The organism is Corynebacterium sp. MSK122 (assembly GCF_030229435.2).
GTDB classification, from domain to species: domain Bacteria; phylum Actinomycetota; class Actinomycetes; order Mycobacteriales; family Mycobacteriaceae; genus Corynebacterium; species Corynebacterium marquesiae.
Genome location: NZ_JASPHV020000003.1, coordinates 1 through 24,095, shown reverse-complemented (window position 1 = coordinate 24,095; position 24,095 = coordinate 1). Strand labels below are relative to the sequence as shown.

Sequence of the window (24,095 nt, the reverse complement as noted above, 5' to 3'; positions counted from 1 at the left end):
TTATGACCAATAAAGTTCACCCCGCCCGCCAGGCCCGCATCCGCGGACCTTTGAAGTTTTTCTCCATCGCAGCCACCGTGACCGGTATCTTCCTGATTATCCTGGTCATCCGCATGGTCTGCCAGTACCTCATCGGCATGGAGATCCCAGAGTGGGCCACCTACATCGCGATCGTTCACGGCATCGCGTACATGACTTACCTGCTGTCCATCCTCATCCTCGGCCCGCGCGCGCTGTGGCCGGTGGGCAAGCTCTTTACCACCGCCCTTGCCGGCGTGGTGCCCTTCCTGTCCTTCTGGATGGAGCACAAGCGCCGCAGGGAAATTGAGGAAGAGTTCCAGCTTTAGGAACTGCGAACCAGCTCCGCGATGGCGGGGACTAGTTGACTTAGAGCGCGGCCGCGATGCGAGACCGCGTTCTTTTCTTCTGGGGACATCTCCGCAGCCGACCGGGACTCGCCTTCTGGCTGAAAGAGCGGGTCATAGCCAAAGCCGTTGTCCCCGCGCGGCTCGCGCAGGAAGCGGCCTTCCCAGCGGCCCTCGGCCACGTGCTCGGTGCCATCGGGAGTCACGAGCGCGCAGACGGAGACAAAGGCGGCGACGCGGCGCTCATCGGGAACATCGGCCATCTGTGCCAAGACCAGGTCATTATTGGCCTGGTCATTGCCGTGCTGGCCGGACCAGCGGGCGGAAAGCACGCCGGGCATGCCGTTAAGCTCTTCGATGGCCAGGCCGGAATCATCCGCGACGGTAGCAAAGCCGGTAGCAGCCGCGCCGGCGCGGGCCTTGATGAGCGCGTTATCGGCAAAAGTGCGGCCGTCTTCCACCGGCTCCGGGTAAGGCTCCACAGCGGATAGCGGGCGCAGCTCGACGCCCTCGATGCCGGCATCGGCCAGGATGCGCTCGAGCTCCGCGAGCTTTTTCGGATTATTGGACGCGACGAGAATTACCACCCCAGCGCCGCCTTTTGTGCGGCGATGAGCTCGCGGCAGCCCTTCTGGGCTACGTCCAGCATCTCGTTGAGCTCCTCGCGGCCAAAGAGGCCGTGCTCACCGGTGCCCTGGATTTCCACGAAATCGCCGGATTCCTGCATTACTACGTTGAGGTCGACCTCGGCGCGGGAGTCTTCCTCATAAGGCAGGTCGAGGCAGATTTCGCCGTCTATGATGCCTACCGAGACCGCAGCGATGGGATCGAGCAGCGGCTCGCCGGGGACAACGCCCTCGGCCTTGAGGTGTGCGATGGCGTCGGCAAGCGCAACATAGGCGCCGGTGATAGACGCAGTGCGGGTGCCGCCATCGGCCTGGAGGACGTCACAGTCGAGCTGGATGGTGTTCTCGCCCAGCTCCTCCAGGTCCACCGCGGCGCGCAGGGAGCGGCCGACGAGGCGAGAAATCTCATGGGTGCGGCCCTTGACCTTGCCCTTCATGGATTCGCGCGGCATGCGGTCGTGGGTGGCGGAAGGCAACATGGCGTACTCGGCGGTAAGCCAGCCTTCGCCCGAATCGCGCTTGAAGCGCGGCACGCCATATTCTACGGATGCGGTGCACATGACGCGGGTATTGCCAAACTCCACCAGCACCGAGCCGGCCGGGTTGGTGGTGAAATTGCGGGTAATGCGGACGCTGCGCATCTGGTCGAGCGCGCGCCCATCGGCACGAGTAAATTCAGTCATGCCGTCCAGCGTATCTTAGAACTCCATCCCCGCGGCGCCGAGGACAATCTCGCCATCGAATTCGGAGCGGGCTGCCTCCAAAGTAGCTTGCGCATCGCCCCACGGCTGAATGTGGATGAGCACCAGCTTGCCCACACCCGCCTCGCGTGCCGCCCTACCGGCTTCCGCGCCCGACATGTGCATGTCCGGCGCCTTGCCCTCAGAGGTCTCACCCCAGGCCGCCTCGCAGAGGAAGATATCGGCGCCACGGGCGGCTTCGACAAGCGCGGGCGTATACGAAGAGTCACCGGAATAGGTAATGGTGTGCCCGGTCTTCGTGTGCTCCACGCGCAAGGCATAGGCCTCTACCGGGTGGTTTACCGGGAAAGGAGTGATATAGACGTCATCCACGAGCTGGCGCTCGCCCGGCTCCCAGGCACTAAAGGCGAAGGTATCGGACATGTCATCGATGCCATCGACTTCATCAGAGGACAGGCGACCCAGGTGCGTGGGCGTAGCTTTCGGCCCGAAGCACATATTGCGCGAAGCAGCCGGCGCGGTGGGATGGAAGCGGCGCCACACCATCAGGGAAGGAAAATCCAGGCAGTGATCGGCATGCAGATGGCTAAAGGCCACGTGCGCATCACAAGGATCCTGCTGCTGTTCCAGCTGCGCCAAGGTGCCAGGGCCCATGTCGAGGACGATGGACGGCGCATTATCGAAGGACAGCAAGTAGCCGGAGGCGGGATTCTGGGCGGTGGGGACGCTACCGGAGCAGCCTAGGATGGTCAGCTTCATGGGCTCAATAGTTCCATGAAATCACCCCGCATGCGTATTCAACGTGCAAACGGGGGAGAAATTCCACTTCCTTATGCAATCTGGGGGCCGAGAAAGCGCCTGGCAAGGCGGGCAAAAGCCTCCGGATCCCCGGTGGATTCAAAAGTGTGGACCGGCTGATTCTCTGCGGGGGCCAACATATCCGTTTCCGTGAGGATCCGCATCACATCCTTGGTGGTCTCCTCTGAAGAGGTCACCAGCGAGACATTATCGCCCATCGCCAGCTGGATGATCCCGGTCAACAGCGGATAATGCGTACAGCCTAGAACCAGCGTGTCTACCCCTTGTTCCTGCAGCGGGGCCAGGTAGCCTTCGGCAACGCCGAGGATCTGGCGACCGGCGGTAATGCCGCGCTCGACAAAGGAAACAAAATCCGGGCAGGCGGTGGCAAAGGCCTGCACCTTGGGGTTGAGCGCGAAGAGATCCTGATAGGCACCGGATTTAACGGTGCCCTCAGTGCCGATGACGCCGATTTTTCCGTTGCGCGTGGTGGACATGGCGCGGCGCACCGCGGGCCGGATGACTTCCACGATGGGAATATCGTAGCGCTCGCGCGCATCGTGCAAGAAGGCGGCGGTGGCGGTATTGCAGGCAATGACCAGCATCTTGCAGCCGCGCTCCACCAGCCGATCGGCCACGTCTTGAGAAAAGGTGCGGACTTCAGAAATGGGCCGCGGGCCATAAGGGCTGTGAGCGGTATCGCCGGTATAGATGACGGATTCGTGCGGCAGCTGTTCCATCACCGCGCGGGCCACGGTGAGCCCGCCCACGCCGGAATCAAAGATGCCGATGGGAGAGGTTGCAGTTGGCATTAACGCTTCACTGCCTTAACTGGGTCGTCCGAGGTAATGGTCATGCCGGCGAGGATCCCGCCGATGGCGCCGAAGAGGTGGCCCTGCCAGCTCACGCCCTCGTAGACGGGCAACACGCCCCATACCAAGCCGGAGTAAGCGAAGCCGAGCACGATGCCCAAGATGGTCTGGAGGAGTGAGCGGTTAAAAATTCCGCGCACAATCAGATATGCCAGCCAGCCATAGACCAAGCTGGAGGCACCGATATGCGAGGTACCGGGACCGCCGATAAACCAGGTTCCGAGGCCCGCAACCAGCGTGGTAATCAGCGTGACCTCCCACCAGGCCTTGCGGCCGGAAAGACCGATGAGGAAGCAAAAGATGGCGCCGGGCACCGAGTTAGACATCAAGTGCTCAAAGTTCGCGTGGAGCAGTGGAGCGGCAAAAATCCCCCAAATCCCGTTGAAATCTAACGGGCGGATGCCGTAATTGGATAGCTGGCCGCCAAAGAGGAAGGCGTTGACAATATGGACTGCCCACTCCACGACAAGGAAGCCAAAGGCTATGGAAAAGCCGGTGGTGATGCGGCCGCTGCGGGTGTAATTCTTGGAATCGCCGCGATTGACCGGCCCCGAGGGCGCCGGCCGGTAGTTAGATATTCCGCCTGAAGTCATAATGCGCTTTATCTTAGTCCAGCAGATCGCGGTACGCGCTCAAGCCTAGGCCGGGATCGGCGGCGGTAACCGCGTTGGCGATAGCCTCCTCCACGGCATCGGCGGCCGCGGCGCATAGCTGGGTGATCTCCTGCGTGCTGAGTTCAGCTGGGCGCTGCGCGGTCGACAAGGCAAAGATGGTGTCGCCGTCTAGCGGTGAATGGGCAGGCCGCACCGCACGAGCGATGCCGTCGTGGGCAGTCATTGCTAAGCGCTGCGCTTGGGCGGTGGTTACGGGGGCGTCGGTAAGCACGGCGCCGATGGTGGTATTGAGCTTGGACTCCGCTGGGTGCGGCAAGGCGCGGTAGGCGGCAACATTGACCGGAGTGCGACCCGGCGCGCCGTACAGCCGGCCGGACTGCGGATCGATGACCTCGCCTACGGGATTGGCGACCATCGCGGCGGAGACCTCATACTCACCCACTCGGCGCGAAGCGAGGCCAAACCCGCCGCGCAGCTTGCCAGCGGTAGCCCCCACGCCGGCTCCCACCGACCCCATGGATTCGTCGCTGCCCGCGAACGCGGCTCGCAGCGCGGCTGCGCCTTCTTTCGGCCTAGGGCGGGAAGGCCCGACCAAGAGGTCAAAGATGACGGCTCCGGGGACGATGGGCACGCGCGGTCCAGGCTTATCCTCGCCAAAGACAGGGAAGCCAATCCCCTCGTGTGCCAGCTCATTCATTACGCCATCGGCAGCCGCCAAGCCAAAGGCGGAACCGCCTGCCAACACCACGGCGTGGACGCGCTCGACCGTATTATGCGGCTGCAAAAGGTCTGTTTCGCGGGTGCCAGGGCCGCCGCCGCGCACATCGACGCTGCCGAGCGCGCCACCCGGCCCGCAGTAGAGCACCGTGACTCCAGTATCGGCACCGCTATAGTGCCCGATGCTCATGCCGTCTATCATTAGTCCATCAGCACCTGCAGCAGCGAATCTTGGCAGAAAGCCAACCATTCCACGAGGCTGTCGCGGTCCAACATCAGGTTTTCATCGGAAACATCACCTGCCGCAACATAGAGGCGCAAATCATTAAGGCCGGCAACAAAGGCTTGGGCCTCCTGCTCACTAATGGTGACCTCTACCCCGCCGGTGGGGCCAAGGGCCGAACCGATGACCTGAAGGTTTTCTAGCTTGGCGCGCGCAATGTCATTCTCGTGCAGCGAGCGCAGCAAAGAAGCATCGCCTTCGTATTCCTCATCGCCGGGCATTTCAAAGTCTGGAAACAGACGGGCCAGAGAGGGATCGTCCGGGGCTTCGGTGTGGCCGGTAGGCATGTCCAGCATCTCTGCTAGCTCATCCTTAGGTGCGGACTGCGCGCGCCCAATGATCGCCTCGGAGACGGTAGCGGTGAGATCACCTAATACCTCGCGCTCCATTGGCTCAAAAACGGCCGTTATCTTCGGCGCGCGCATGAGGGACTTCTTTTTCTTCCACGGTTGCATATATTTAACCTGCCTGCTGCATCGTTGCCCACAGACCGGCGATCTGGAGCTTTTTCACGTCTGCCTCAATTTTGTCGCGCTCGCCGCTGGAGACGGCGGCCTTGCCCTCAGTATGGACCTGCATCATGAGTTCATTGGCTCGCTTCTTGTCATATCCCAAAACGGTTTGAAATACGTAGGACACGTAGCTCATTAGGTTGACTGGGTCATCCCACACGATGCACATCCACGGGAGGTTCTCACTCGTGGCCACATCTACGTCGAGTTCTTCATCCAATTCGGGCGTAGCCATAGGAGAGCTCATGCGGACTACGGGAAATTGCGCCTTCATGCTTTCTAGCCTAACCACTTTTGGGGATTTATTGTGGGCCAGCCCAATCTGACTGCGGACAATCTAGGCCCAAAGAATCTAAACCTCTGAAAAACACCTAGTCAGTGGGTATTATCACTCCCGTGAATGACAAAGCTATTCCTAATGATCGCTCCACTGCTCTACTGACGGATAAATACGAGCTCACTATGCTCCAGGCCGCGCTGCGAGACGGCTCGGCAAACCGCCAGGTCACCTGCGAGGTATTCGGCCGCCGTCTGCCCAATGAGCGCCGCTACGGCGTGGTTGCCGGCACCGAGCGGGTCCTGCGTGCGGTGGAGGATTTTCGCTTTTCAGCCAATCAGCTAGCAGAGATGGACTTCCTGGATGACAAAACCAAGGAATACCTGCGTCACTACCGCTTTTCCGGGCAGATTGACGGCTACCGCGAAGGTGAGCTGTATTTCCCTAACTCCCCCATCCTGACGGTGCGCGGCACTTTTGGTGAATGCTTAATCCTTGAGACCGTCATCCTGTCCATCCTGAACGCCGATTCCGCAGTGGCTTCGGCTGCTTCCCGCATGGTCACGGCTGCCGACGGCCGCCCGATTATCGAGATGGGCTCGCGCCGCACCCACGAGTATGCGGCGGTAACCGCCGCCCGCGCGGCCTACCTGGCTGGCTTCGAAGCCACCTCCAATTTGGAGGCAGGCTACCGCTACGGCATTCCGGTCTCCGGCACTGCCGCCCATTCCTGGACCTTGGCGCATACCAACCCGGACGGCACCCCGAACGAGGAAGCCGCTTTCCGCTCCCAGATCGACACGCTGGGTGTAGAGACCACCCTGCTGGTCGATACCTATGACATCACCAAGGGCGTAGAAACCGCAGTGAAAGTAGGTGGCCCGCAGCTAGGTGGGGTCCGCATAGATTCCGGTGACTTGGGTGCGGTCACCCGCCGCGTACGCAAGCAGCTGGATGATTTGGGCAATCACAACACCAATATCGTGGTCTCCTCTGACCTCGATGAGTTTGCCATCGCTGGCCTGCGCGGCGATCCGGTCGATGTCTACGGCGTCGGCACGTCCGTGGTCACCGGCTCCGGCGCGCCTACAGCCGGCATGGTCTACAAGGTAGTGGAGGTAGATGGCATCCCAGTAGCCAAGCGCTCTACTTCCAAGCAGTCCGTCGGCGGTGCCAAGCGCGCGCTACGCACCTACCGTTCCTCGGGCGTGGCGGTGGAAGAAATCGTCTACCCCTTTGAGGCACCGGCGCCAGATACCGGCCAGCTCGATACCCGCGAGATGACCATTCCGCTCATGCGCGATGGGCACATCGTTGACGGCTTGCCGGATCTGCATGCCTCTCGCGAGTATTTGGATCAGGCCCGCAAGACCCTGCCGTGGGAAGGCCTGGCGCTCTCGCGCGATGAGGCGGCCGTGCCCACGCGGATGGTGGGCTTTAAAAAGTAGGCCGCTAGACTGTGTGGGGTGAGTGAGCACGCAGATGAGCCCCTAAACCTCGACACGGAAACGCTGCTGGGCAAGGCCGTTGGCGCGCTGGGCGGCAGCCGGCGCGAAGGCCAGGTGCGCATGGCCACGGCCGTCACGGCTGCGCTCGAAAAGGAGCGCCACCTGGCAGTGCAGGCCGGTACCGGTACCGGTAAATCCCTGGCCTACTTGGTCCCGGCTATCCGGCATGCGATGAACTCGGGGTCCACCGTCATCGTCTCCACCGCGACGCTAGCCTTGCAGCGCCAGCTGGTGGAGCGCGATCTGCCACGGCTTACGAAGGCGCTCGCCCCTGTTATGGAGCGTACGCCTACCTTCGCCATCATGAAGGGCCGCAATAACTACCTGTGCATGAATAAGATTGCGGCTACGCCGGATGACCCGGAAGCTCTTATCGACGAATCCGAGATATCCCACCGCGGCAAGGCCGTGCGCCGTATCCACGAGTGGGCGCAGGAAACCGACACCGGTGACCGCGATGATCTAGAGCCGGGCGTGCCGGACTTGGTGTGGCGGGCGGTTTCCGTAACGTCCAACGAGTGCTTGGGCGCTTCGCGCTGCCCGCACGGGCCAGATTGCTTTGCAGAAGAGGCTCGCAGGGCGGCTGCCGACGTCGATATCGTGGTCACCAACCACGCCATGCTCGCCATCGACGCGGTTTCTGAGGCAAATATTTTGCCGGAGCATGACGTCGCCATTATCGATGAGGCCCACGAGCTCGACGGCCGCATCACCTCGGTGTCCACAGCGGAGATTACTACCCGCGCCATCAAGATGGCTGCCAACCGCGCGAAGTCGCTGGGCAATGCTGGCAGCCTCTCGGACTTGGCCGAGGAATTTGATGACCTGATGAAAATCCAAGAGCCAGGCCGTTGGACGGACTTAGATGAAACCGCACAGGGCCACTTGCGCGCGCTTGCCGACGAATTCCTGCGCGTTAAGTCCCTCATTTCTCGCGCACCAGAAGGCGAAGCCACCGACGATCCGGAGAAAAACGCCGAGCGCCAAAACTTGAGCAACCACCTCTCCGACCTCGCACAAGCCGTAGCGCGCATGCTGGAGGTCTTTGCCACTGATGACCCGGCCAAGCAAGATGACGTCGTCTGGCTCGAGCGCGATCCGCGCAGCGACGCCGAGACCCTCGCCGTGGCGCCCCTATCCATCGCCCACATGCTGCGCGAGAACCTCTTTGGGGAGCAGACGGTGGTGCTGACCTCGGCCACCCTCGCCCTCGGCGGCCGCTTCGATGCCATGGCCGCGCAGTGGGGCATGCCGAGCGGCACCTACGACACCCTGGACGCGGGCACGCCTTTCGACCCAGCCAAATCCGGCATCCTGTACACCGCCAAACACCTACCCGCGCCGGGCCGCGATGGCCTGCCCAAAGAAACCATCGATGAGATCTACGAGCTCATTATGGCCGCCGGCGGGCGCACGCTTGGTCTGTTCTCCTCCCGCCGCGCCGCGGAAGAGGCGGCCACCGCCCTCAAGCCGCGCATCCCCTTTGACCTCTTCGTGCAAGGCGAGGATTCCATCGGCGCACTGGTAGAAAAATTCTCCCAGAAGGAAAACTCCTGCCTCTTCGGCACGCTTACCCTGTGGCAAGGCGTGGACGTGCCGGGGCCGGCCTGTTCACTGGTCATCATCGACCGCATTCCGTTCCCCCGGCCGGACGATCCCCTGATGCAGGCGCGCGCCCAGGCAGCCGATGCTGCGGGCCGCTCCGGGTTCATGGAGGTTTCCGCCAACCACGCCGCCTTGCTCATGGCACAGGGCGCAGGCCGCCTGCTGCGCCACGTGACCGACCGCGGAGTGGTGGCCGTGCTCGATAACCGCTTGGAGTATAAGCGCTACGGCAGCTTCCTCAAGGCCTCCATGCCGCGCTTTTGGCAAACCACCGACCCGGATACGGTGCGCGGCGCGCTTAAGCGATTGGTCGCCGCAGGGCGCACACGGTAGCCGAGTCTGGCGCAATCTCCGTAAAGCCGGCGTCTACGATGATCACGGCGCCGTCCTGCGCACAGGCAGTGCGAAAATCTTCTCCGGACACCTCGCGAACCGAAAGCTTAAAACCGGTGTCGGCCCAGGCACGGGCCTCCCCCACCGACATCGCCGCGGCGAGCATCATCGAACCGTGGCCCACCTGCGCTGCGGCCTTGCCTGCAGACATGTTGAGGCTGCGGTCGACGTAGATAACGGGGGCATCGCCAAGCGGGGCTCCCGGCTCATCATAAGCAAGGTCAGTGTGACCGATTTGCAGCTTGCCGATGAGCGGATCCACCTCCCCCACGGCCGAAGGCGCGAAGGCCCGGGCACGGTCCGCCACGGTCACGCCGGGCAGGCTCTGTACATCGCGCCAGGCCTTATTGCGCGCTCGGCGGGCGATCTTGCGGATGCGGTGGCCGTACCACTGGCCCAGGGCGTGGGCGAAGGCCCCGTCCTCCCCCGCGCGCTCGTCCAAGCACACGGCCACAACGGCGCTGGCGGCCGCCTCCAGCACCTCCGTGCGCGCCGGCGGCTCCTGCTTTGGCAGGTTAAGCGCAATCTGCATCGCTTGGATGGTGGCGGGCTCGTCAGGGTTTTCTGGGTCATCGCGCCACGAGCGCGAGTCACAAGCTTCTACCAAGCGCTGGTGGGCGATTTCAAACTTATCCACGCACAACTTCCTCGGCCGGGATTCCCAAAATCTGTAGTACTTCATCCAGCCGCCGGTGATTTACCGAGGTATCCGCCACTTCTTGCAGCGCCGGCTTAGCGTTAAAGGCGATGCCCAGTCCCGCGGCGGTAATCATATCGATGTCATTGGCACCATCGCCCACGGCGACCGTCTGGCGCATGCCTACCCCGGAATCTGCGGCGAATTCCCGCAGGAATTCCTCCTTGGCCTTGCGGTCAACCACCTTGCCGGTTACGCGGCCGGTGAGCTTGCCATCGGCGATTTCCAAGGTATTGGCGCGGACGTAATCTAGTTGCATTTCTGCGGCTAGTCCCTCCAGGACTTGGATGAACCCGCCCGAAACCACAGCGGTGCGATAACCGATGCGGTTGAGCGTGGCAATAGTCTCGCGGGCACCGGGGGTCAGCTGAATCTCGCGGGCTACCTCATCAATGATGGAAGCATCCAGGCCGGCCAAAACGGCCACGCGCTCGCGCAGGGACTCCTCAAAGTCCAATTCGCCGCGCATAGCCCGGGCCGTGATTGCGGCAACTTCTTCCTCCTTGCCGGCGTGCGCGGCCAGCATCTCGATGACCTCGCCTTGAATGAGGGTGCTATCGCAGTCGAAGCAGACGAGGCGCTTGGAACGCCGGCCCAGACCCGCCGGTTCGATGGCAATGTCGATGCCAATCTGCTGTGCCAGCTCTGCCAGCGCCTGGCGTACGGGTGCCGCGGAACCATCGAGGGACAAGAAAAGCTCCAGGCCGGTCAGCGGAGAGGTGGAAAGCCCGCGGATGCGATCGATATTGGCATCGAAGTTGGCCAATACGCGGGCGACCTCCTCTACGTGGTGGGCTGTTACTTCCGTTCCCATGAGGACCACCGCATGCGTGGAGCGAGCTCGCGCGCTAGATTCCTCCTCCCGCACGTCCACGGATACCTGCTGCCCATAGATGCTCAAGGTATTGCGCAACCCCTGTGTAATCTGCTCGGCGCGCGCACTGGGAATGCGGGTATGGGCAGCGAGGGTGATACGGCCGGAAAAGATGGCCTGTTCGACGTCGACAAGCGCGGCGCTATAAGACGCCAACACGCGGAAGAAGGCAGCCGAGACCCCGGGCTTGTCCGGCCCGGTGGTGGTAATGACGGCATAGGTATCAGCTTGGGTACTCACGCCGCCTATTATCGCACGTGGGGCAAATAAGATACGCCGAAGCCGCCTCCCACGGCCCTAGCGGGCTGGGAGGCGGCTTAAGTCAGGAGTGCTTTAGCGAGTTATATCGCTTTAGTGGCTACCCACGTGTGCTTCTTCGCGCATGCGCTGAACCATGTGCGGGTAGTGCAGCTCGAAGGCCGGACGCTCGGAGCGGATACGCGGCAGCGACACGAAGTTGTGGCGCGGCGGCGGGCAGGAGGTTGCCCACTCGAGGGAGTTGCCGTAGCCCCATGGGTCATCCACGGTGACGATCTCGCCGTAGCGCCAGGACTTGAATACGTTCCAAATCAGCGGGATAACGGAAGCGCCGAGGACGAAGGAGAAGATGGTGGAAATCTGGTTGAAGACCGTGAAGCCATCGGACTCCAGGTAGTCAGCGTAGCGACGCGGCATACCCATGTTGCCGACCCAGTGCTGAACCAGGAAGGTGCCGTGGAAGCCGATGAAGGTCAACCAGAAGTGAATCTTGCCCAGACGCTCGTCCAGCATGCGGCCGGTCATCTTGGGGAACCAGAAGTACAGGCCGGCGAAGGCGGAGAACACAACCGTACCGAACAGGGTGTAGTGGAAGTGTGCGATCAAGAAGTAGGACTCAGCCAGGTGGAAGTCCAGTGCCGGGGATGCCAGCATAACGCCGGTCATGCCGCCGAAGAGGAAGGTAGCCATGAAGCCCATGGCGAAGATCATCGGGGTATCCCAGGTGATGTGGCCCTTCCACATGGTGCCGACCCAGTTGAAGAACTTAACGCCGGTTGGAACCGCAATCAGGAACGTCATGAAGGAGAAGAACGGCAGCAGGATAGCGCCGGTGACGAACATGTGGTGTGCCCACACAGCCATGGACAGGGAGCCGATGGCCAGCAGTGCGAAGACCAGGCCGATGTAGCCGAAGACCGGCTTGCGGGAGAAGACCGGAACGACCTCAGACACAACGCCGAAGAACGGCAGCGCGAGGACGTAAACCTCAGGGTGGCCGAAGAACCAGAACAGGTGCTGCCACAGGATGGCGCCACCATTAGCGGAATCGTAGATGTGGCCGCCCAGCTTGCGGTCATACAGAACGCCCAGTGCCGCAGCGGTCAGCAGTGGGAAAATCATGAGCACGATGGCGGATGCGGTAAACACAGCCCAGCTGAAGACCGGCAGACGGAACATGGTCATGCCCGGTGCGCGCAGGGTCAGGATAGTCGTAATCATGTTGATAGCGGAGGCAATGGTACCGACACCGGTAGCGCCCACGCCGACAATCCACATATCCGCGCCGATGCCCGGGGTGTGGACACCATCAGCCAGCGGCATGTACATGGTCCAGCCGAAGTCAGCTGCACCGCCTGGGGTTACAAAGCCCAGCAGCATGACGATGCCGCCCAGCAGGGTAACCCAGAAGCCGAAGGCATTCAGACGCGGGAAGGCCACGTCCGGCGCACCAATCTGCAGCGGCAGAATGTAGTTACCAAAGCCCCACACAACTGGGGTCGCAAACAGCAGCAGCATCACGGTGCCGTGCATGGTGAACAGCTGGTTGAACTGCTCATTGGACAAGAACTGGAGACCCGGGGTGAACAGCTCCGCGCGGATCAACAGTGCCATAAAGCCACCGAGGAAGAAGAAGCTGAAGGACATGATCAAGTACATGATGCCCAGCTGCTTGTGGTCGGTGGTGGTTAGAAATACCCAAGCCTTTGAACCGGTCTTCGCGTTACCGGTTGGCTCTGGACGTGTGGGGGCGACGTAATCGTCGACCCGTGGCGCCACAGCGGTCATAAAATCCTCCTGAATAACAAAGTGTCTGTGGACAGACTCCACCTACACCTAGGTTTACTCGCCTTATATTAGGCCATTTTCCCCTCTTCTTTCCAGCTTCCCCCAATACTCGGACACAAGGACACACCTCACCACTGACCACATCTGCCACATTGCCCCTGCACGTGGCGCAGCCACTATTTCCTCCTACGGTTTTCGCCAAAGATGCAGCGTGCTATATGTCACAGTCGCGCCGAATTGTGCGGCCCCAAAACGTAAAAACACACCCCCGCTCGTTATCAACCTTTCGGTTGAGTTCGAGCAGAAGGTGTGCCGCTAGACCACGCTGATCAGCGGGAATGCTTAGAAGTCCCAGTCATCATCCGTAGTGTCCTCAGCCTTGCCGATGACATAGGAAGAACCCGAACCAGAGAAGAAGTCATGGTTCTCGTCGGCGTTCGGCGACAACGAAGACAAGATAGCCGGGGAAACGCGGGTCTCATCGGCCGGGAAGAGCCCCTCGAAGCCCAAGTTATTCAACGCCTTATTGGCGTTGTACCGCAGGAAGCGCTTAACGTCCTCGGTCCAGCCCAGGTCATCGTAGAGATCCTCGGTGTAGTCGATCTCATTGTCATAGAGGTCATAGACCAAGTCGAAGGTGTATTCCTTCAGCTCCGCCTGGCGCTCTTCATCCAGCTGCTTATACGCCTGCTGGAACTTATAACCAATGTAGTAACCATGCACAGCCTCATCGCGGATGATCAGGCGGATGATATCGGCGGTGTTGGTGAGCTTCGCACGGGAGGAGAAGTACATCGGCAGGTAGAAGCCGGAGTAGAACAGGAAGGACTCCAGCAGCGTGGACGCCACCTTCTTCTTCAGCGGATCATCGCCCTTGTAGTAGGACAAGATGATCTTGGCCTTCTTCTGCAGGTTCTCGTTTTCTTCGGACCAGCGGAAGGCATCGTTGATCATCGGCGTGGACGCCAGGGTCATAAAGATATTGGAATAGGACTTGGCGTGCACGGACTCCATGAAGGCGATATTGGTGTAGACCGCTTCCTCATGCAGAGTCTGGGAATCCGGAAGGAGGGAAATCGCACCCACTGTGCCCTGGATGGTATCCAGCAGCGTCAGGCCGGTAAAGACCCGCATGGTGGTTTCCTTTTCCTTCTCCGTCAGCGTCTTCCAGCTGGGAAGGTCATTGGAGACTGGAACCTTTTCCGGCAACCAGAAGTTACCGGTGAGACGGTCCCACACTTCAAGGTCCTTTTCATCCGGGATGCTATTCCAGTTAATGGCTTCAACTGGCTTTTCATGACTAGAAAGATAGTCATCGTACTCGTGCGACACGCGGCGTCACTCCAATACTAAAAACGGACAAATTCAGGTCTCCAGCATACCCAATTCGCCGCCCCTCTAAGCCATTGTGCTGGATACCACTTACCTATACTGATCCCAGTTACTTCGGAGCATGCAAAGAAAGGATTTCCGCATGAGTGCCACCCCTCCCCTGCTGGGTTCCGTGGTGGATCAGCTCGGCGCGGATATAGTAAGCGGAGACCTCGCGGAGGGCGAGCGGTTCCGGCTGGGGGACGTCGAAAAGCGCTTTGGCATCTCCCGCACCGTAGCCCGAGAGGCCATGCGCGCCTTGGAGCATCTCGGCATGGTGAGCTCTGAGCGCCGCGTGGGCCTCACGGTGCTACCGATGGAGAAGTGGGCGGTATACGACCCAGCGATCATTGGCTGGCGCTTAGACAACGATAAAACGCGCGGGCAGCAAGTGGCCCGGCTCAACGAGCTAAGGCTTGGCATCGAACCGGTGGCCGCGCGTCTGGCTGCCGGCAACGCCACCGCCCAGCAGCGGGCGGAATTGCTGCGCCTCGCCGCGCGATTGGCCGAGCTGGAATCCACCCCGTCTCCGCGCGTGGGCGAAGAATTGGAAACCGATCTGCGCTTCCACACCCTCATCCTGCGGGCCTCCGGCAATGAAATGCTCGCCGCGCTCGCCCCCTCCCTAGTGGCGATGCTCAAGGGCAAGTCCGTCTTCGGCTCCCGCAAACGCGACCCCATCAGCGGCACCACACAGCTGCACATGGAACTGGCCCGCGCCATTGATGCCGGGCTTGCCGACGCCGCCGAAGAAACCTCCCGCACCATTCTCGACCGCACTAGGGCCGAAAACGGTTAAACGCCTCGATGCACGTCCTTCCCCGCGACGTGCATCGAGGCGCCCTACCACCGGTTTAGAGCATGCAGGATACGCAGCCCTCGACCTCGGTGCCCTCCAGCGCCATCTGGCGCAGGCGGATGTAGTACAAGGTCTTAATGCCCTTGCGCCACGCATAAATCTGCGCGCGATTGACCTCACGAGTGGTCGCGGTGTCCTTGAAGAAGAGCGTGAGCGATAGGCCCTGGTCCACATACTTCGTGGCTACGGCATAAGTATCGACGATCTTCTCGTAACCGATCTGATAAGAATCCTTGAAGTACTCCAGGTTGTCATTATCCATGTGCGGTGCCGGGTAGTAGACGCGGCCGATCTTGCCCTCCTTGCGGATCTCAATCTTGGAGGCAATCGGGTGGATGGACGAGGTGGAGTTATTGATATAGGAAATCGAGCCCGTCGGCGGCACCGCCTGCAGGTTGCGGTTATACAGGCCGTACTTAGCCACGTCCTGCTTCAAGTCCTCCCAGTCCTGGGCGGACGGGGTGTGGATCGAAGAGGCGTCGAAAAGCTCCTGCACCTTCTTCGTCTTCGGCTTGAACTCTTCCGGATCGTAGCGGTCAAAGAATTCGCCCGAGGCATACTCGGACTGGGGGAATTCCGTGAAGTACTCGCCGCGCTCGCGGGCAATCTTATTGGAGGCACGCAGCGCCGCATACAAAATGGCGGCAAAATAAGCATTGGTAAAGTCCAAGCCTTCTTCCGAGCCATACTCGATGTGTTCGCGGCCCAAGTAACCGTGCAGGTTCATCTGGCCCAAGCCGATGGCGTGGGACTCATCATTACCACGGCGCACGGACGGCACGGAGTCAATGGAGGTCTTATCCGCCACGGCGGTCAGGCCGCGGATGGCGGTTTCCACCGTATTGGCAAAGTCCGGCGAATCCATGGTCATCGCGATATTCAGGGAACCCAAGTTGCAGGAAATATCGCTGCCCAGCTCCTCATAGGTCAGGTCCGCGTTGAATTCGGATGCGGAGTTGACCTGCAGGATTTCCGAGCACAGGTTGGACATGTTGATCCACGAGGTCTTCACTGGGTTCGCGCGGTTTACGGTGTCCTCGAACATGATGTACGGGTAACCGGACTCGAACTGCAGCTCTGCCACGGTCTGGAAGAAGTGGCGGGCGTTGATCTTCTTCTTGCGGATGCGTGGGTCTTCCACCATCTCCTCGTAGTGCTCGGTCACGGAGATGTCACCGAAGGCCTTGCCATAGACGCGCTCGACGTCATACGGCGAGAAGAGGTACATATCATCATTGCGCTTAGCCAACTCAAAGGTGATATCCGGCACGACGATGCCCAGCGAGAGGGTCTTAATGCGGATCTTCTCATCCGCATTCTCGCGCTTGGTGTCCAGGAAGTTCATGATGTCCGGGTGGTGCGCGTTGAGGTAAACCGCACCGGCACCCTGGCGGGCACCGAGCTGGTTGGCGTAGGAGAAGGAATCCTCCAGCAGCTTCATCACGGGGATGACGCCGGAAGACTGGTTCTCAATGTGCTTAATTGGCGCACCGGACTCGCGGATATTAGACAGCAGGAGGGCCACGCCGCCGCCGCGCTTAGAAAGCTGCAGCGCGGAGTTGATGGAGCGGCCGATGGACTCCATATTGTCCTCGATGCGCAGCAGGAAGCAGGAGACGAGCTCGCCGCGCTGGGCCTTGCCGGCGTTGAGGAAGGTCGGGGTAGCCGGCTGGAAGCGGCCGGTCATGATCTCGTCTACGAGGTGCTCGGCCAAGCCTGCGTCACCGTCTGCCAAGAACAGCGCGGTCATGGACACACGGTCCTCAAAGCGCTCGAGGTAGCGGCGCCCGTCGAAAGTCTTCAGCGTGTAGCTGGTGTAGTACTTATACGCGCCCAGGAAGGACTTGAAGCGGAACTTATAGGAATAAGCGCGCTTGAACAGCTCCTTAATAAAGGAGAACTCATACTGCTCAATGACCTGCGGGTCGTAGTACTTGTTATTAATCAGGTAATCGATCTTTTCTTCCAGATCATGGAAGTAGACCGTGTTTTGATTAACGTGCTGCAGGAAGAATTGGTTAGCGGCCTCGCGGTCTTTTTCAAACTGAATCTTGCCGTTAGCATCGTAGAGATTCAGCATCGCGTTCAGAGCGTGGTAATCCAACTGCTCTTCTGGCTTTACTGGCTCGGCGACGGTCTTCCCCAATTGCGTACTCACAGCTGACAAGGCCTTTCTTAAAAATCAGGATCTTTATTTAAGTCGTGGTGGGCGCTAGGCCGCGGCCTCGAGCCCGAGCTCGGCGGCGTTAGCCAATAAACCTTCACGACAAATCTTTATATCGTCATCGTTTCCCAGCAACTCGAAACGATATACATAGGGCACTTTACATTTGGCACTGATGACGTCACCAGCCTTGCCAAAATCGGCACCGAAATTGCTATTACCACCAGAGATTACCGCGCGAATGAGGCTGCGGTTGTGCTCATCATTGAGGAACTTAATAACCTGCTTTGGCACGGGCCGAGAGTTTTGGTGGCTGATGGAAGCGCCCCCGCCGTAGGTGGGGCACACCAAGACATAAGGTTCGTTGACCTTGAGGGGCTCCTCCGTGCGGCGCAGCGGAATGCGCGCGCTGGGAAAGCCCAGTTTCTGCACGAACCGGTGCGTATTTTCCGTCGCGGAGGAAAAATACACGACCAACATAGCTACTGGCCTCCCCTACCTCTTAGGCGGATGCCGCTACGGAAGCCAAGCCCTTGATACGGTCAGGGCGGAAACCGGACCAGTGCTCGCCATTAGCTTCAACTACTGGTGCCTGAACGTAGCCCAGTGCCATGACGTAGTCACGGGCTTCATCATCAACAGAAATATCGACCAGATTGTAATCGAGACCGGCGCGGTCGAGGGCCTTCTTGGTGGCATTGCACTGGACGCAAGCTGGCTTGGTGTAAACGGTGATAGACATATAGATCCTTAAAGCTCCTGCATTGAAAAATTCGTCAGAGCGGGGAGCGTTTTCCCGCCTAAACGGGCGCTTCCTGCGCCGCTCTGAGCAACATCAACGACACTATACTTTGGGGGAAATACCCGCAACTAACACAATATGTAGTAGTTACAGCCATGGTATTCCCAGGATGGCACACCCCCGGACCCCACATGTTGACCACACCTAAGGACAGCCATGAAACTACACCAATGGGATTCCTGCAGGTTTACCTGGAGTTCACGATTTTGTGTGTCAAAGTTCACATTTAAGGGGCTGGCGGCCCGCTCTAGGTCCCGCTTATCAGCGCCCCCTCAGAGACGCAGGTCGACGAGTCCGGCCCCTCCCCCGGGGCGCGCTTCAGACCAAAAATGACCTGACTCAACACTGTCCAGTTGGTCGGCAGCTTGTCGTGCCGAGGAGCCACGCCGCAGACCTCGCCCAGGTCGAGGTTGACCACATCGGCGCCGTCGCCAAGCGCCAGCTGCGAAGAACTATTCGGAGTCACCGTCGTATCCCCCGGTGAGTAAATGGAGGTATAAAGCACGCCTGGCGCGGTATCTGGCAGCGCATTGAGCCGTTTCATAAACTCCGACCCCACTACTTGCTGGATGCCGGCCGTACTAGCCAGGAAAGCGGCGAGGTGAGGTGCGAAGGCAATGAATTTAGAAAGCGTCTCCCCCTGCCCGTTAAGCGTGGTGCCGTGGAAGTTGCCACCTACCGCCACCGCATGGGACACATGACCCGCCCCACCATGCATCTGTGTATACGTCTTGATGTGCATACCGCCTTGGGAATGGCCCACCAAGTTCACCTTGTCCGAGCCAGTGACCTCACGGACATAGTCCACCTGATCCGCAATTTCCGCGGCCGAATCATCCAGATCCGCGATGGCTTTGACGCTTGGAATCATATCTGCAAGGTGACATCATCGGCGCCGTAGTCAAAGGCCCACACGCACGCCCCCTGATCTTGCAAGAGGTGGACCAAATTTCCCCACACGGAAGCATTATTCGAGGTTCCATGCAGCAGCACAGCGGGCTCAGTGATGTCCCCTGAAGGCACACAGGACGGGTCATTGATGCCAAGGGACTCCGGTACAGAGGATTCCCACTGTGGTTCTGCGGCATGAGCTACTGGGGCAGACAATCCGAGTGCGGTGGCAGTGAGCGCGGCAACGATTCGCTGGGACATTAGTCTTCTTTCTCACGACACAAATAGGCAAAATAATTATATTCATATATTTGCCTTTATGTTTACCGGAACTGAAGAGAATGTATCCTTTTGTGCCAGAGCTCACGCATGAAAAAATCCGCCCCACTCCGGAAAGCCGGAGGGAGCGGATGGAATCGCGTCTCAATTAGCCCTGACGAGCCTTGAAACGGGGATCCTTCTTGTTGATCACGAAGACCTTACCGTGGCGGCGAATAACCTGGGCGCCCGGCTTCTTCTTCAGCGACCGAAGGGACTTACGGACCTTCATCGGGCGCTCCTTTCGTTATGCGCAATCTACATGCGGTTGAATAAGTAAAGCACGGACTGGGAATCCCCAGCCATGACACGAGGAAAAATGTTACCTCACACGGCCGTCAATACCAAAACACTAAGGCTTCACGGGTGCGGACTCGCGCTCGTAGCGCGACTTCATCTCCTCGCCTACCTCATCCAGGCTACGTCCCATAGTCTCTGGAACCAAAACCTTGGTGTAGCCGATGGCGATGAGACCAAAGACTCCGAAGACGATAAACGCCACTGGGCCGGTCAGCCACTCCACTAGCGGCAGGAAATACTGCGCCACGGCCCAGTTGGTGGCCCATAGCGAGAGTCCCGCAATGCCCATGCCTAGGCCGCGCACCTGCAGCGGCACCAGCTCGGAGATGAGTAGCCAGGTAGTGGGCGACACTGCAGCCTGCTGGAAGGCGATAAACAGCGCCATAAAGACCAACGAGACCATCGCCATGGCGGTGGAGTCCTGCGCATGGGAATAGGCAAAGGAGAGGATAAACAGCGAGACCACGTTGCCGGTCAGGCCGGTAAGCAATAGCCGCTTTCGCCCAATGCGGTCCACGACCTTGAGCCCCACCCAGCAAGCCAGCACGGATACCGTGCCGATAACGATGGAGGTATAAACCGAGTTGGCCGTGGAAATCCCCACCTGGTTCATCATGGTCGGCGCGAAGTACACGATGGCGTTGACGCCGGTAATCTGCTGCGTCAGCCCCATCAGCATGGCAAGCAGCACCGTAATCTGCATCCACCGATTGGCCTTCAGCGCCTTCCATTCGGATCCGCTGGACTTTCGCGCGGTCTCCTGCGAGGTCAGCTCCGAAATATCCATCCCGGCGCGCCCGGCAATCTCCTGGGCGCTAGCCATGTGGCCGTTAGTAGCCAGCCATACCGGCGTCTCTGGCAGGAAAGCCATTCCGAGCGCCAGCGCTAGGCCCGGCACGGCGGCTAGGCCCAGCATCCACTCCCAGCTACCGGTAGAAGCCAGCGCGGAGTTGACCAGGTAGGCCATCAACTGGCCCACCACAATCGCTAGGGTATTGAGCGAGACCATGCGCCCGCGCACCTTGGCCGGCACGATCTCCGCGATGTACATGGGGGACACAATGGAGACTGCACCCACGGCAAAGCCCAAAAAGGTGCGCGCCGTTGCCAGCATTCCCACCGAGCCGGAAAGCGCACACCAGACGGAGCCCAGCACGAAAATGATGCCGCCGGCAATCAGCGTAAGCCGCCGGCCGAATCTATCGGCGATGCGCCCGGCCGTCAGCGCCCCTACTGCAGCACCCACGAGCAGCATCGAGGTCACCCAGCCCTCTTGGTGCGCGCTCATATCGAATGCGGGGCTAATAAAAAGCAAGGCACCGGACATCACGCCGGTGTCGTATCCAAATAGCAGCCCGCCCAGGGCCGCTATGCCAGCTACTACCTTGACATAAACTTCCTTATTCACAGCACAATATTGTGTCAGGCGGCTACCATGAACGTCATGTCGAACGATGCCGAAAATCTGCAGCAAACCATCATAAAAGCCCTGGGTGTGCGCCCCTTTATCGATCCAGAAGCCGAAGTGCAGCGCCGCGTGGATTTCCTAGTTGATTACCTGCGCACCACCGGCGCTAAAGGCTACGTGCTGGGTATCTCCGGCGGCCAAGACTCCACCTTGGCGGGAAAGCTTGCGCAGCTGGCGGTGGAGCGCGTCGACGGCGCGGAGTTTTGGGCCGTGCGCCTACCCCACGGCGTGCAGGCCGATGAGGACGATGCCCAGATTGCTTTGGATTTCATCCAGCCCGATCACCGCCCCGCCGTCGATATCAAGCCGGCCACCCTGGCCCTCGACGAGCAGGTGGCGGATGCATTGCAGCTTGCCGACGTCACCGATTTCAACCGCGGCAATACCAAAGCCCGCCTGCGCATGACCGCCCAATACGCCATCGCAGGCGAGGTCGGCGCGCTAGTCATCGGCACCGACCATGCGGCGGAAAACGTCACCGCTTTCTTTACCAAGTGGGGCGATGGCGCGGCAGATCTCCTCCCTTTGGCCGGCCTCAATAAGCGCCAAGGCGCCGCCCTCCTAGAGCACCTCGGCGCCCCGCGCTCTACCTGGGAAAAGGTTCCCACCGCGGACTTGGAGGACGATAAGCCTCAGCTTCCTGACGAAGAGGCCCTCGGCGTCACCTACGCCCACATCGATGACTACCTAGAGGGCAAGGCGATTCCCGACGCCGCCCGCGAACGCATCGAAACCTTATGGCGCCGCGGTGCCCATAAGCGCATCATGCCGCAGGGGCCGAACCTTTAGCACAGCGCCTCCAAGGTAGCGGCCGCCGCGCGCTCCAGCGGCCGGTTATAGCTAGCGCCGTGCGTAAGCGCATGTACCGCCAACGGGTGCAGTTGGTGCATGGGAATCCACTTCTCTATGTCCTTCGGCGCACCATACCCCTGGAAGATTTCCTCGAGGTACGGTGCCCCGAAAAGCGCCAACATCCCCAAATCCGTATGCGGGTGCCCACCATGGGCGGCGGGGTCAATCATGATGCCACCGTCGGACCCAAAAAGCAGATTGCCCGCCCATAGATCGCCGTGGATGCGCGCCGGCGCCACATCCCAACTGCGCGCGGCGATGGCGTCGCAGGCACGCCTTACCAAGTCCAATTGCGCCGCACTTATCCCCGCCAGTTCCGCGAAGGGCAATACGCGCTGGTTAACGTAGAACTCGCCCCAATTATCCGTCGGGATGCAGTCTTGCTCGATGCTGCCGATGAAGTTTTTGCCTTCCCACCCGGTAGGAGGCGCGCCAAACGCTTCGGCTCCCGCGCGGTGCATGCGCGCCAGCTCCGCACCAAACTTCCTCGCCGCCTCCGGCGTGGGCATGACCTCATCTACGCGCTCGGTAACGATTTCTAGCCCGTCGGCGCTTACGACGTTGACCACCGCGTCGGTGGCTTCCCCCAGCCACCGCAATCCGGCCGCCTCGGCACCTGCTTGATCCGTGTCGCGTACTCGCTTTGAAAAAGTCTGCATGTCACCCAGCCTAATCAGGCAAGGACATTTTTAAAGCTCCGCGTTATCGCGCGTGGGCAGCGCCATCATAAAGAGCAACGCGATTCCACCGAACACGGGAATGAACCCTATCAGGCATAACAGGCCCGTCCGCCCAGAATCATGCAGCCGCCGGCACATCAAGGAAACGACTGGAATCACAAGTACCGCCTCTGCAATAGTCTCAATATCCACGCCAAAGTGCCGGTCGATAATGCCGATTGCCACAGAAATCAGCACGAGGAAACCAAAGACCCACCAAAACTCACTCATGGACGCCCGGCCACGAAAGTTGAAGTACTTTACAAAGAACCTGCCCACTGCTTGCACAGGCGACGCCCCATAGAGCGCTTCACGTGTAAAGAACCCTGTGGAACCACGATTCATTCTGCGCGCGAGCCCCTTTGATGTTGACTGCATATACTCGGCTGCGCACCATGCTACCCACGTCCTATACAGGAGGAGCAATGTACTCGGACGTCATTATCGTCGGCGGTGGCTTTGCCGGCACCGCCGCCGCCATCACCTTGGCCCGCGCTAACCGAAATATTCAATTAATCGATTCCGGGGCTCCCCGCAATCGCTTCAGTGACCATGCCCACGGCATCCTTGGCCTCGATGGCGCGGCTCCCGCCGAACTGCTTCAGCGCGGTCACGCGGAGGTCAAGAAATTCGGCGGAACCATTACCCAGGGCTCGGTGGAGAAACTCACCCGTGTTTCCGAGCACGAGCCTTGGCAGGCAAAACTTGCCAGCGGCGAGGTTCTCGAGTCCCGCCACGTTCTCATCGCGACGGGGCTCACGGACAAGCTCCCTGCAGTTCCCGGCCTCAGCGATTTGTGGGGCACCAGGGTCTTTCACTGCCCGTACTGCCATGGCTACGAAGTCACTGGGAAGAAGGTTGCGCTCATCGGCGGCGCGAATCCGCCTTTTACCATCCGGATCAGCAAGCTGCTGTCCAAGTGGTCGGACACTCTGACCTTCTATCCCAACGGCCTTGAGCTCACCGATCTTGATCGCACTCAACTCGCCGGATTAGGCGTAGAGGTAAACGATGCGGAAGTGACACAGATCCGGCCAGAGGAGACATCGTCAACCGGCGTAGTAGTGCAAAGCTCTACTGGAGAAGACACCTACGAAGCATGCTTTACTGGGCCCGATTTTCTGCCCAATGACGCACTGCTGCGGGATGTCGGCTGCGAATTAGCCAACGGGTGGGTCAGCGTAGAGCATGGCCAGACCTCGGTATCGCGCCTGTGGGCGGCCGGCAATGTGGTCAGCTCGCCGGACCAAGTCTCGCAAGCGATGGGAAGCAGCGCGGCCGTCGGCATCGCCATCGATCAGCGCATGCTCGATGAGGACCGGGTTAAACGACAAAAGGGGATGCGGACGGAATTTTGGAGAATTCCATCATGAATCGTTCGTATACCAAAGAAGAGCGACGTCGAGCCATCCAGGTTTATAAACGCACGCAATCAGTTACCAAGACTATTCGTGAGCTTGGCT

At 60.1% G+C, this 24,095-nt stretch carries 27 protein-coding genes; 6 read left to right on the top strand and 21 right to left on the bottom strand.

What is annotated here, in order from left to right; genetic code table 11:
* Positions 1–2: 2 nt before the first annotated feature.
* Positions 3–347 (top strand): DUF3817 domain-containing protein, encoded by a 345-nt coding sequence (locus QP934_RS02055; RefSeq protein WP_225746500.1) that lies wholly within the window; start codon positions 3–5, stop codon positions 345–347.
* On the opposite strand, the gene rdgB is transcribed toward QP934_RS02055, so the two are convergent.
* The 8 genes from rdgB to clpS all read right to left on the bottom strand — a co-directional run bounded on the left by rdgB (position 344) and on the right by clpS (position 5,762).
* On the bottom strand, positions 344–952 hold the full coding sequence (gene rdgB, locus QP934_RS02050) for an RdgB/HAM1 family non-canonical purine NTP pyrophosphatase (RefSeq protein ID WP_419126667.1): 609 nt from the start codon (positions 950–952) through the stop codon (positions 344–346). The two genes, QP934_RS02055 and rdgB, sit on opposite strands and share 4 nt — an antisense overlap.
* Complete coding sequence (gene rph, locus QP934_RS02045) at positions 946–1,674, bottom strand: ribonuclease PH (RefSeq protein ID WP_005323955.1); 729 nt, start codon at positions 1,672–1,674, stop codon at positions 946–948. Before rph ends, rdgB begins: the two co-directional genes overlap by 7 nt.
* Before the next feature lie 15 nt (positions 1,675–1,689).
* Positions 1,690–2,451, bottom strand: coding sequence for an MBL fold metallo-hydrolase (locus QP934_RS02040; RefSeq protein WP_198491987.1), 762 nt, complete (start codon positions 2,449–2,451; stop codon positions 1,690–1,692).
* Between the two features lie 71 nt (positions 2,452–2,522).
* Positions 2,523–3,302, bottom strand: coding sequence for a glutamate racemase (gene murI, locus QP934_RS02035; RefSeq protein ID WP_419126666.1), 780 nt, complete (start codon positions 3,300–3,302; stop codon positions 2,523–2,525).
* Positions 3,302–3,955: a rhomboid family intramembrane serine protease gene (locus QP934_RS02030; RefSeq protein WP_419126665.1), complete on the bottom strand. Its 654-nt coding sequence runs from the start codon at positions 3,953–3,955 to the stop codon at positions 3,302–3,304. Before QP934_RS02030 ends, murI begins: the two co-directional genes overlap by 1 nt.
* 13 nt (positions 3,956–3,968) lie before the next feature.
* Positions 3,969–4,895, bottom strand: a complete 927-nt coding sequence (locus QP934_RS02025) for a P1 family peptidase (protein WP_419126664.1) — start codon at positions 4,893–4,895, stop codon at positions 3,969–3,971.
* A complete protein-coding gene (locus QP934_RS02020; RefSeq protein WP_049377279.1) occupies positions 4,895–5,431 on the bottom strand; it encodes a DUF2017 domain-containing protein in 537 nt (178 codons plus the stop codon). Before QP934_RS02020 ends, QP934_RS02025 begins: the two co-directional genes overlap by 1 nt.
* 4 nt (positions 5,432–5,435) lie before the next feature.
* Positions 5,436–5,762 carry an ATP-dependent Clp protease adapter ClpS gene (gene clpS, locus QP934_RS02015; protein ID WP_005323948.1) on the bottom strand — a complete coding sequence of 109 codons (327 nt, stop codon included), beginning with the start codon at positions 5,760–5,762 and terminating at the stop codon, positions 5,436–5,438.
* 122 nt (positions 5,763–5,884) lie between these two features.
* On the opposite strand from clpS, the gene QP934_RS02010 reads away from it, so the two are divergent.
* A complete protein-coding gene (locus tag QP934_RS02010; RefSeq protein ID WP_408926742.1) occupies positions 5,885–7,213 on the top strand; it encodes a nicotinate phosphoribosyltransferase in 1,329 nt (442 codons plus the stop codon).
* Positions 7,214–7,231: 18 nt separating this feature from the next.
* Positions 7,232–9,211: an ATP-dependent DNA helicase gene (locus tag QP934_RS02005; RefSeq protein ID WP_419126663.1), complete on the top strand. Its 1,980-nt coding sequence runs from the start codon at positions 7,232–7,234 to the stop codon at positions 9,209–9,211.
* Here QP934_RS02005 and QP934_RS02000 read toward each other — a convergent pair.
* The 4 genes from QP934_RS02000 to nrdF all read right to left on the bottom strand — a co-directional run bounded on the left by QP934_RS02000 (position 9,177) and on the right by nrdF (position 14,220).
* Complete coding sequence (locus QP934_RS02000) at positions 9,177–9,908, bottom strand: peptidyl-tRNA hydrolase (protein ID WP_419126662.1); 732 nt, start codon at positions 9,906–9,908, stop codon at positions 9,177–9,179. The genes QP934_RS02005 and QP934_RS02000 overlap by 35 nt on opposite strands.
* Complete coding sequence (gene serB / locus QP934_RS01995) at positions 9,901–11,091, bottom strand: phosphoserine phosphatase SerB (RefSeq protein ID WP_419126723.1); 1,191 nt, start codon at positions 11,089–11,091, stop codon at positions 9,901–9,903. Before serB ends, QP934_RS02000 begins: the two co-directional genes overlap by 8 nt.
* A gap of 102 nt (positions 11,092–11,193) precedes the next feature.
* The gene (ctaD, locus tag QP934_RS01990) at positions 11,194–12,888 is read right to left on the bottom strand and encodes a cytochrome c oxidase subunit I (RefSeq protein ID WP_316127911.1); all 1,695 of its coding nucleotides are present in this window, start codon (positions 12,886–12,888) and stop codon (positions 11,194–11,196) included.
* Between the two features lie 342 nt (positions 12,889–13,230).
* Complete coding sequence (gene nrdF / locus QP934_RS01985; protein ID WP_049378445.1) at positions 13,231–14,220, bottom strand: class 1b ribonucleoside-diphosphate reductase subunit beta; 990 nt, start codon at positions 14,218–14,220, stop codon at positions 13,231–13,233.
* A 142-nt stretch (positions 14,221–14,362) separates the two neighbouring features.
* On the opposite strand from nrdF, the gene QP934_RS01980 reads away from it, so the two are divergent.
* Entirely contained in the window at positions 14,363–15,058 is a 696-nt protein-coding gene (locus QP934_RS01980; RefSeq protein WP_284788760.1) for a FadR/GntR family transcriptional regulator, read from the top strand.
* A gap of 55 nt (positions 15,059–15,113) precedes the next feature.
* On the opposite strand, the gene nrdE is transcribed toward QP934_RS01980, so the two are convergent.
* The 7 genes from nrdE to QP934_RS01945 all read right to left on the bottom strand — a co-directional run bounded on the left by nrdE (position 15,114) and on the right by QP934_RS01945 (position 21,001).
* Positions 15,114–17,276 carry a class 1b ribonucleoside-diphosphate reductase subunit alpha gene (nrdE, locus tag QP934_RS01975; RefSeq protein ID WP_419126661.1) on the bottom strand — a complete coding sequence of 721 codons (2,163 nt, stop codon included), beginning with the start codon at positions 17,274–17,276 and terminating at the stop codon, positions 15,114–15,116.
* A gap of 54 nt (positions 17,277–17,330) precedes the next feature.
* Positions 17,331–17,762, bottom strand: a complete 432-nt coding sequence (gene nrdI / locus QP934_RS01970; RefSeq protein ID WP_239278412.1) for a class Ib ribonucleoside-diphosphate reductase assembly flavoprotein NrdI — start codon at positions 17,760–17,762, stop codon at positions 17,331–17,333.
* Between the two features lie 22 nt (positions 17,763–17,784).
* On the bottom strand, positions 17,785–18,024 hold the full coding sequence (gene nrdH / locus QP934_RS01965; RefSeq protein WP_198491999.1) for a glutaredoxin-like protein NrdH: 240 nt from the start codon (positions 18,022–18,024) through the stop codon (positions 17,785–17,787).
* 307 nt (positions 18,025–18,331) lie between these two features.
* On the bottom strand, positions 18,332–18,955 hold the full coding sequence (locus QP934_RS01960) for a lipase family alpha/beta hydrolase (protein ID WP_419126660.1): 624 nt from the start codon (positions 18,953–18,955) through the stop codon (positions 18,332–18,334).
* Positions 18,952–19,236 carry an esterase/lipase family protein gene (locus QP934_RS01955; RefSeq protein WP_419126659.1) on the bottom strand — a complete coding sequence of 95 codons (285 nt, stop codon included), beginning with the start codon at positions 19,234–19,236 and terminating at the stop codon, positions 18,952–18,954. Before QP934_RS01955 ends, QP934_RS01960 begins: the two co-directional genes overlap by 4 nt.
* 166 nt (positions 19,237–19,402) lie before the next feature.
* Positions 19,403–19,525 (bottom strand): type B 50S ribosomal protein L36, encoded by a 123-nt coding sequence (gene ykgO, locus QP934_RS01950; RefSeq protein ID WP_003847162.1) that lies wholly within the window; start codon positions 19,523–19,525, stop codon positions 19,403–19,405.
* A gap of 120 nt (positions 19,526–19,645) precedes the next feature.
* Positions 19,646–21,001: a sugar porter family MFS transporter gene (locus QP934_RS01945; protein WP_049378439.1), complete on the bottom strand. Its 1,356-nt coding sequence runs from the start codon at positions 20,999–21,001 to the stop codon at positions 19,646–19,648.
* 27 nt (positions 21,002–21,028) lie between these two features.
* Here QP934_RS01945 and nadE point away from each other — a divergent pair, with 27 nt between their 5' ends.
* Positions 21,029–21,850 (top strand): ammonia-dependent NAD(+) synthetase, encoded by an 822-nt coding sequence (gene nadE, locus QP934_RS01940; protein ID WP_419126658.1) that lies wholly within the window; start codon positions 21,029–21,031, stop codon positions 21,848–21,850.
* Here the strand turns inward: nadE and QP934_RS01935 are convergent.
* Entirely contained in the window at positions 21,847–22,572 is a 726-nt protein-coding gene (locus QP934_RS01935; RefSeq protein WP_337887761.1) for a fructosamine kinase family protein, read from the bottom strand. The genes nadE and QP934_RS01935 overlap by 4 nt on opposite strands.
* 30 nt (positions 22,573–22,602) lie before the next feature.
* Entirely contained in the window at positions 22,603–22,977 is a 375-nt protein-coding gene (locus QP934_RS01930) for a DUF805 domain-containing protein (protein WP_337887760.1), read from the bottom strand.
* Between the two features lie 80 nt (positions 22,978–23,057).
* Here QP934_RS01930 and QP934_RS01925 point away from each other — a divergent pair, with 80 nt between their 5' ends.
* The gene (locus tag QP934_RS01925; RefSeq protein ID WP_419126657.1) at positions 23,058–24,005 is read left to right on the top strand and encodes an NAD(P)/FAD-dependent oxidoreductase; all 948 of its coding nucleotides are present in this window, start codon (positions 23,058–23,060) and stop codon (positions 24,003–24,005) included.
* Positions 24,006–24,095: the final 90 nt, after the last annotated feature.